The sequence below is a fragment of the Microbulbifer epialgicus genome, assembly GCF_041447265.1.
GTDB lineage: Bacteria > Pseudomonadota > Gammaproteobacteria > Pseudomonadales > Cellvibrionaceae > Microbulbifer > Microbulbifer epialgicus.
The window spans coordinates 1-7,271 of the sequence record NZ_JBGMEK010000128.1 but is presented as its reverse complement, the minus strand read 5'-3'; the positions used below and the strand labels follow the sequence as shown (position 1 = coordinate 7,271).

Below are 7,271 nucleotides of genomic sequence, written 5' to 3'. Positions count from 1 at the left end.
GTAGTGGCCACAGGAGACTTGATATCCACGGGAACAAAGTCAGGGGTATCAGACACCGAAGTTAGTTCAGTTAGTTTACGGTACCAGTAGAGGAACTGGCTGTAGTTTAGGTTGTGCTTACGGGTATAGGCGCGTTTGGATTGAGAGCTTCTCTCGTAGGCCCTGACATGACTTTGCCACTGCTGCTGATTCATGAGCCTTTCCTCCGAAGTTGATGGAGGAGGTATCATGGCAGCCTGTCAGAGCGAGTTGAATAATGTGGTTCATGTACCGCTTACCCTGTTCGCCAGATACTTACTTTTACTCACCTTTATCAATTTGACTCTAAAACTGAGAGCCGCTCAAGTCTTTTGAAATAATCTTTCAACTCCAACGCAATTTAATTCCTCAATCGCTCTTTGGGTCATTTTTATCTGGACTTCTTATTGGTTAGAATTATTTGAGCACTTTATTTAAGCGCTGCTTTTTCCATCAGAAAAACCGCCCTTAACAAGCTTTTATTACCTGGTTAATACCAATTTGGCCTGACAGGATAAGTAGGTCTCTAACATTTACTCGGTGCCACCTTATGAGGATCGTGCAGTTTCGGAGGTGTCACATTACCACCATGCTGTTTTAGCCAATCACAGGCAAGAATAATATCGTCCGCCAGCCCATTAATCGCATTTAAGTTGAGATGTGGGCGTACCACGATACGCAATGTATTGATCGACTGGGCATTCGGTGGCATCGAATAGGCAGATAGTACCCAACCGCGCTCACGCACCTTGTCGGAAATATCATATTCATTAAAATTCGTGACCTTGTTATTAAGGGTCATTGCTACTACTGGAATACGCTGGGTCTTGTTCATAATTTCGAAGTAACCGCTTTCTACCAAACGATTACGAAGGGTTTGTGCATTTTTCAGGGTGTGCTGCATGATATCCTGGTACCCCTTAAAACCGAGACGAATGAAGTTATAGTACTGATAGGCCACTGTGGAAGCATTACGACTAAAGTTCAGCGTAGCTGTAGGCATCTCTCCGCCCAAGTAATTTACATAGAACATCAAGTCTTCATCAAACACCGAGCGCTCGCGAAAAACTACCCAGCCCAGCCCCGGTGGTACCAAGCCAAATTTATGCCCTGATGCATTAATGGATTTCACCCGTGGCAGACGGAAGTCCCAATGGTAGTTGGGATATAGAAATGGATTGACGAATCCGCCAGAGGCACCATCGATATGCATGGGAATATTATGACCTGTCTTCTCCTCATGACGATCAAGCCAGCTGTGAATGGCACGGAAGGCATCATCCTCACCTGTAAACGTCTGCCCAGCAATGGCCACTACCGCAATCGTATTTTCGTCTACCAGCTCATCCAAGTGTTCACTGGTAAAGCGATAGTGTCCTGGCTTCAGAGGGGCAATGCGGGGTTCCACATCGAAATAGCGCATGAACTTTTCCCATACGATCTGCACATTGGCACCTGTAACCAAGTTAGGTCTGAACGCATCCTTGCCAGCTTTCTCACGCTGCTTGCGCCAGTTCCATTTATGCGCCAGCCCTGCCAGCATACAAGCTTCTGAAGATCCGATGGTTGCCGCGCCGTAAGGTACTACATCTTTTGGACCATTCCACAACTCATGTAGCCAACGTACCATGCGCGCTTCCATGGCGAATAGCTGTGGGTACATATCGTGGTCGATATAGTTCTTGAGGTAATGCTTTTTCGCTACATTGAAGGCCTCAGGTTCGGTAAAAGTGGTGACAAAGGAGGATAAATTCATCGCCGGCTTAGCATCGGCCCAGGTTTCACTGGTAACAATGGACTCGGCAGCATAGGCAGAGATACCGCGCCTGGGGAAGTGGCTCTCAGGAATGTCCTCGTTGTATTCATCGAAGAACATGTCAAACGGGGATTTCTGCTTCACTGTTACGCTCCTTGTCAGTCTTCAGTACCAGAGAAAGGTGCTGCTTGCGTCCACCCTCTTTTTGTCAGAAGGGTTTCCGTAAGTAAAAAATCCGCAGAGTTATGGAAGTAGAAGTCCCAACTCTGCCAGGCACCCAGGTAACATTGGCTCGGGAATCTGACACAACTACCCGCTTGGGTGGAATAAAGGACACCAGAATCGCAAAGACAGCATAAGCCATACGCCCATCAATACCCTGGGAATACGGAAACGACACGATACATCTGGCTACGTTTAGTGGTAAGGAAGGCAGGGACTGCTACTGAAAAAAACGCCCTCGCCCTGTTGGAGACGTCTAACTAAATTGATTGATCTTCCCAAAGCTTCACTGACAGCAACCTTACTTACTACTGGGCCAGAAGAAAAGAATACTCTGCACTCGAGACTCGCTGTAAATAGATCCCTGTAAGCTCGTAATCGGCATCCATGCCTCATACGGTCCCGAGCGCAGTGTATTCTTTCCTTCCCTATTTTTAGGAGCTGGGCTTATTACCGCCCGAGCACAATGCTATTTGCCAGTGTAGATAAGCCAGGTATTGCCATGTAAATAGCAACCATAGAAAAAACAAAACGGCGTCGGCCTCTATGCGTTTTCGCAATGAAACAAAATGAAACAATGGGTAAAACGCTACCATCAGATCAGCTTGGTACACCGTGTTTGGTGTAAATATCAAAGCGCCCAGACTTTCCCTCAAAAGATAGTGTCGGCTCTTTCCCGCCCAAGTTAGCAGCTAGCTTGGGACGCTTGACCACCGTGCGGTAATAGCAGGCCTTGTAGGCAGGCTCCAGCAACGCATCAGCATCCTCATCCGCTCCTACCAAATGATGAAAAGCCACCATTTCTTTCTTCACTTTGGCACTCTTACCCCGTGGCGGGAACATGGGGTCAAGGAAAACCACAGGCCAGGATTCCTCTTTTTGTTGCGCCAGCCAGTCCGCAGCCGAAACAGGATCGTCATTCAGGGATAGGCGCTGAGCCAAGAAAGCCAATTCCGGGTCAGTGATAGAGGCCTCTTGCAAGCGTCTCAAGCCATCCTGTAGTAACAACTTCACAACGGGGTTACGCTCCAACATCCGCACCTCACAGCCCAGTGATGCCAAGACAAAAGCATCGCGCCCCAGCCCTGCGGTTGCATCCAATACGCGGGGGTGAAACCCGGCTCGTATGCCGACAGCTTTTGCTACCGGTTGTGCCTTGCCTCCACCGTATTTGCGTCGGTGAGCCAGTGTGCCACCGACAAAATCCACAGCTACAGGCCCCGGTGCCTTACGCCCGGTAGCGCACAACTGGAGTTGCTCTCCACATCGCAGCACCTGCGGAAAGTCATTAATTTCTGTGGGGTCTATTATTCCCAGGTAAGGAAGTTCGAGTTGACTGGAAAGTTGCTTGGCAACGGCAAGGTTTCCTGATGCCGCCGCAATAATGGCCAATGCTGAGCTCACCGGCACTCCATAAAACAGTTAAACGGTGGGCGATGCTAACCCGGATTATCCAACCATTCCAGAGCCTGGGAATACTCATTCACAGCAAAAGGGCGCACTTCAGCACTAATAAAATGGCAAACCAAGCGAGGCATAAAACTCAAAAGGGGGTTATCGGATACTACGGCAATTTTCTGAATATGCTTCTGATGCTCGTGCACAAAGCGGAAATGGGTGATCATCGCAACGAAGTTCTCCCAACCGGCAAAGTCCTGCGCATCGATCAGCAACCCTTCAATCCTGCCCTGCTCCCTGATTACTGGATCAACTTGGGAGGCCAGCTGATGGAAATCCTCTGCGGCAAATTTCCCTTTGGGCCGAACTTCAAGAATTTTGTGTCCCTGATACCATTTATGTTCAATCATTCTTCCCAAATAGCTTTGGGCCGCCTGAACAGGCGACCCTCAACAGTCTCCTAGATTTCTGTCAGTTTAGCGTTGCGGCTGGTTTGAATCGTTCTCCGCCTCCGCATCGGCGTCGCTATCCCCGTTACTATCATCTCCAGTATCCGCATCCTCCGGAGCATTCTGGGCCCCATTTGAAGTATTCCCAGTATCGCCATTCATATTGTTCATAGTGCCATCAGAGCCATCACCTGGCAGCTGACTCGAATCATCAGCCCCGGGAGTCGGCGTAGGGGTTGTAGGGGTCGTGCTGCCAGGGGTTGTGGTCGAGCCAGCATCAGTTCCAGGTGGGGTCGGATCTGTCTGGTCAGATTCCTGTGGCATCTGGGTGTCGGGATTACCCATACCATCGGGAGGGGGAGCAGTGCCATTAGGTGAGGTTGAGCCACTACCGCTGCCAGTACCCGATGGCATAGATTCGTCGCTCTTCTGCTCGCTTTTGGGTTGATCCATCGATTCATACGCTTCTCTGGCCTTATGCTCGCCACTTCGCGACATAAAGTATCCGATGATCAGCAGTAAGATGATCAGTGGAATCAATAACTTTTTCATATGTTGACCTCTCGACCCCAGGCGGTTTCAGGAAAATCACTCATCGCGAGGCCGACCCAGTCCTAGAGCTTCTGGGCACGCAGTGCTTGGCACTGCAAGCCCGCCTCACTCTGCATCCTTGCGGCAATATTAGCTGACCTTCAGGCCTTTTGACGCCAGTGTGAAGATAATGCAATGAATATCGACTAAAAGAAGGTGACGCCAATACTGATAAGAATAACCCGGCATTGGTGTACTGCAAGAAAGTGACCACACCTTGGAGAGTTTGGATTGCTGTATATAGCGAACCGCTTACAACGGGAAGTTCTAATAAATATTATTTGGCTAGGTTCCCTACGCTACCGGAAAGAAGTTGTCATCTATGAACCCGGAAAACCAATAAGTAAACAGGTTAAGCGCGGCACAAGAATGTGCCGCTGTCGACTATAAGCCGGAGCAAGTTCTTGAAGTAACAGCAGCTTCGCATATTTGCGCGACGATGAGGCCGGTGAGGATTCATCTATTTCATTGCCAGCTCAATAATAGTCAACCCTGGGTGGTAAACTCATTGAGTTCCGCCAATAGTGCCTCTGCGTCAGACTCTACCACTACCGCATCGCAACTCCTCAGTTGCAACCTTCCATAGCTATCCAGGCTGGCGAAAATCAGGTAGCGCCCCCCCTTTTCCAATTTCTTATCGCAGTATTCCAAGCCGAGACGAAACGTTATCTGATCCGCTACTGCCCCCTTCCATACCTGATCCGGCACTGCGGAGTATACGTAGCCGGAAATTGCTGTCATACCTGGTTCTGACAGAGCGCTGTCCACATCTCGATGAATACCGATCACCTCCACCTGCGCCACTACCGCTGCTTCAGTAAAGCGGATTTCCAGGTTGGCATTGGGCACCACCGAGGCCTCCTCCCCTGCATACCCTGAAATGGTTATCAGACAGAGGAAGATAATGGAAAGTCTCTGGGCGAATGTTCTCGAGAAAATAAGTCGAGGCATAATTCATCTCCGCTATTGGTATTCTTGCTGTAGTAGGAATAGCACAAGTCAGGAACTTCAGAAGACCCCGCTCCATTACTTTATCTATATCGTTTATGGAATAGGATTGGTTATTTATTGATCACACCTTTAGTTCTCGCGCAATTCTCCTCAGTATTTATGCTGGGACCTGTAGCTGACGGTGAAGCCTATAGCCAGTAGCGCGGTGGCGTGTGACATCAAGCCAGCATTTCACTTCGTAAGTTTCGTGTTGCCTTAAACATTATCAGCCTAGCATTGAGTATTCGCGGTGATGTAACCGTAGATAATTTTTCCTACAAGGGATGCCCCTTGCTTTCTGGATGTCTGGTGTGGCGCTTTGCTTGAATCAACCTATAAAGCGTTCAAACCCCGCAGAGATTTCACGAAATTATTTAGAGGCTCCCTAAAACACCTATCTATAGTTTTAGCGCTTACTTCCAACTAAAACCGTGCAGCAAAAATCAAGGTTAAAAGCTATTTATAAATTTAACCCACCTTACAAAATCCCAGTGAACAACAACACACTGAGCAAAATACTCTCCCACCCAAATATTTAATAAATATTTCTACATATGCGACAAGCGGGACTACTACTAGGACAAATAGCCCTAAACCAGGTTTATCAGAGCAGTCATTTTGCTAGGATTTACATATGACGACCAAGTGCATTTTATAGGTAATAAATTCAGAGCACTTAAGTATCCTCTAATTAATCCCGTAATACTTCTGAATTTAAGAGCGGCTCACAATCAAAAAGCAGTAACGCAGGGCGTCAATCGCCCCGATAGTCCCGCATAGATATTATGGGATTGTTCAGAGGCTCCTTATCATCATTTAAATTATTTGCCAAAAGGCGCCCTACAACACAGTTAAAATAAAGTTGATAATTTTATTAACACTCAACAAATAAAGAAAATTATGACTCAAAAAATATCGGCGATACTCATGGCGATTACAGCAGCTACTGTATCCATAACAGCAAACTCCAAAACATTAGTCTGGGAAGACAACTTTGACGGCGACAGCATTGATACTTCAGTCTGGACTTACGATGTTGGAAACTCTGGCTGGGGCAACAGTGAGCTGCAAAACTATACTGATAACAGAGATAACGCTTACGTAGAAAATGGCAATTTAGTTATTCAGGCACTGAGAAACACCGATGGAGGATTTACTTCTGCCCGCCTTAAATCCATCGGCCGTATGTCCTATAAATACGGTACCATTGAGGCACGCATTAAACTGCCAGACTTGGATGCCGGCCTATGGCCAGCATTTTGGCAGCTGGGAAATAATTTCGGTCAAGCTGGTTGGCCTGCCTGCGGTGAGTTGGATATTCTAGAGGCGGGCATGGCTGAAGCGCTTAACGCGGGCAAGGTAAATTCTGAAATCTCCGGTGCTTTCCACTGGTGGCATGAATCGGACGACTACACCGGTAGAGCGGATTATGGCCAGTCCAAGAATCTAATAGAGGACTTTCGCTCCAATACCAATCTCATTGAGGGTTACCATATTTTCGGTATGACTTGGACACCCGAAAACATCGCTATGTGGGTGGATGACGAAACCAATGAAATAATCAGCATCAATACAGATGATCCGGCATTTAGTGAATTTCAGCAGCAGCACTTTCTGATTTTAAATTTAGCAATCGGAGGAAATTTCCCGCAGATTTTCGATAACAATGAGATCACTGCACCCATGCCCGCCAAGATGTACATCGACTATGTACGTATCTACGACAATGACGATACTAGCTAGTCGGCCCTGAAAAAAACCAAACACTTACCTCCAGCACGGTGTAATGAGGGTTTACGGGGCGATTCGGACTAAATCCACCTTCCAAAACGTAAGTAAAATATCCG

The 7,271-nt window shown here is 47.6% G+C and carries 7 protein-coding genes; 1 reads left to right on the top strand and 6 read right to left on the bottom strand.

Annotated features, from left to right (window positions below):
- From tnpA to ACCI49_RS22765, 6 genes are all read right to left on the bottom strand, one after another.
- A partial coding sequence (gene tnpA, locus ACCI49_RS22790; protein ID WP_442928498.1) for an IS66 family insertion sequence element accessory protein TnpA occupies window positions 1-194 on the bottom strand: 194 nt, incomplete at its 3' end.
- A gap of 350 nt (window positions 195-544) precedes the next feature.
- Complete coding sequence (gene gad / locus ACCI49_RS22785) at window positions 545-1,918, bottom strand: glutamate decarboxylase (RefSeq protein ID WP_371841529.1); 1,374 nt, start codon at window positions 1,916-1,918, stop codon at window positions 545-547.
- Window positions 1,919-2,596: 678 nt separating this feature from the next.
- Window positions 2,597-3,400, bottom strand: coding sequence for a class I SAM-dependent methyltransferase (locus tag ACCI49_RS22780; protein WP_371841528.1), 804 nt, complete (start codon window positions 3,398-3,400; stop codon window positions 2,597-2,599).
- A 35-nt stretch (window positions 3,401-3,435) separates the two neighbouring features.
- Window positions 3,436-3,804 (bottom strand): SpoIIAA family protein, encoded by a 369-nt coding sequence (locus ACCI49_RS22775; RefSeq protein WP_371841527.1) that lies wholly within the window; start codon window positions 3,802-3,804, stop codon window positions 3,436-3,438.
- 66 nt (window positions 3,805-3,870) lie between these two features.
- A complete protein-coding gene (locus ACCI49_RS22770) occupies window positions 3,871-4,395 on the bottom strand; it encodes a hypothetical protein (protein ID WP_371841526.1) in 525 nt (174 codons plus the stop codon).
- A gap of 525 nt (window positions 4,396-4,920) precedes the next feature.
- Window positions 4,921-5,385: a hypothetical protein gene (locus tag ACCI49_RS22765; RefSeq protein WP_371841525.1), complete on the bottom strand. Its 465-nt coding sequence runs from the start codon at window positions 5,383-5,385 to the stop codon at window positions 4,921-4,923.
- Between the two features lie 966 nt (window positions 5,386-6,351).
- On the opposite strand from ACCI49_RS22765, the gene ACCI49_RS22760 reads away from it, so the two are divergent.
- Window positions 6,352-7,167, top strand: a complete 816-nt coding sequence (locus ACCI49_RS22760) for a glycoside hydrolase family 16 protein (RefSeq protein ID WP_371841524.1) — start codon at window positions 6,352-6,354, stop codon at window positions 7,165-7,167.
- The last annotated feature ends 104 nt before the right edge of the window (window positions 7,168-7,271 follow it).

Bases quoted from the DNA above. Each gene is read 5' to 3' on its own strand.
- ACCI49_RS22775 (WP_371841527.1), bottom strand. From the start codon at position 3,804: ATGATTGAACATAAATGGTATCAGGGACACAAAATTCTTGAAGTTCGG.
- ACCI49_RS22770 (WP_371841526.1), bottom strand. From the start codon at position 4,395: ATGAAAAAGTTATTGATTCCACTGATCATCTTACTGCTGATCATCGGA.
- ACCI49_RS22765 (WP_371841525.1), bottom strand. From the start codon at position 5,385: ATGCCTCGACTTATTTTCTCGAGAACATTCGCCCAGAGACTTTCCATT.
- ACCI49_RS22760 (WP_371841524.1), top strand. From the start codon at position 6,352: ATGGCGATTACAGCAGCTACTGTATCCATAACAGCAAACTCCAAAACA.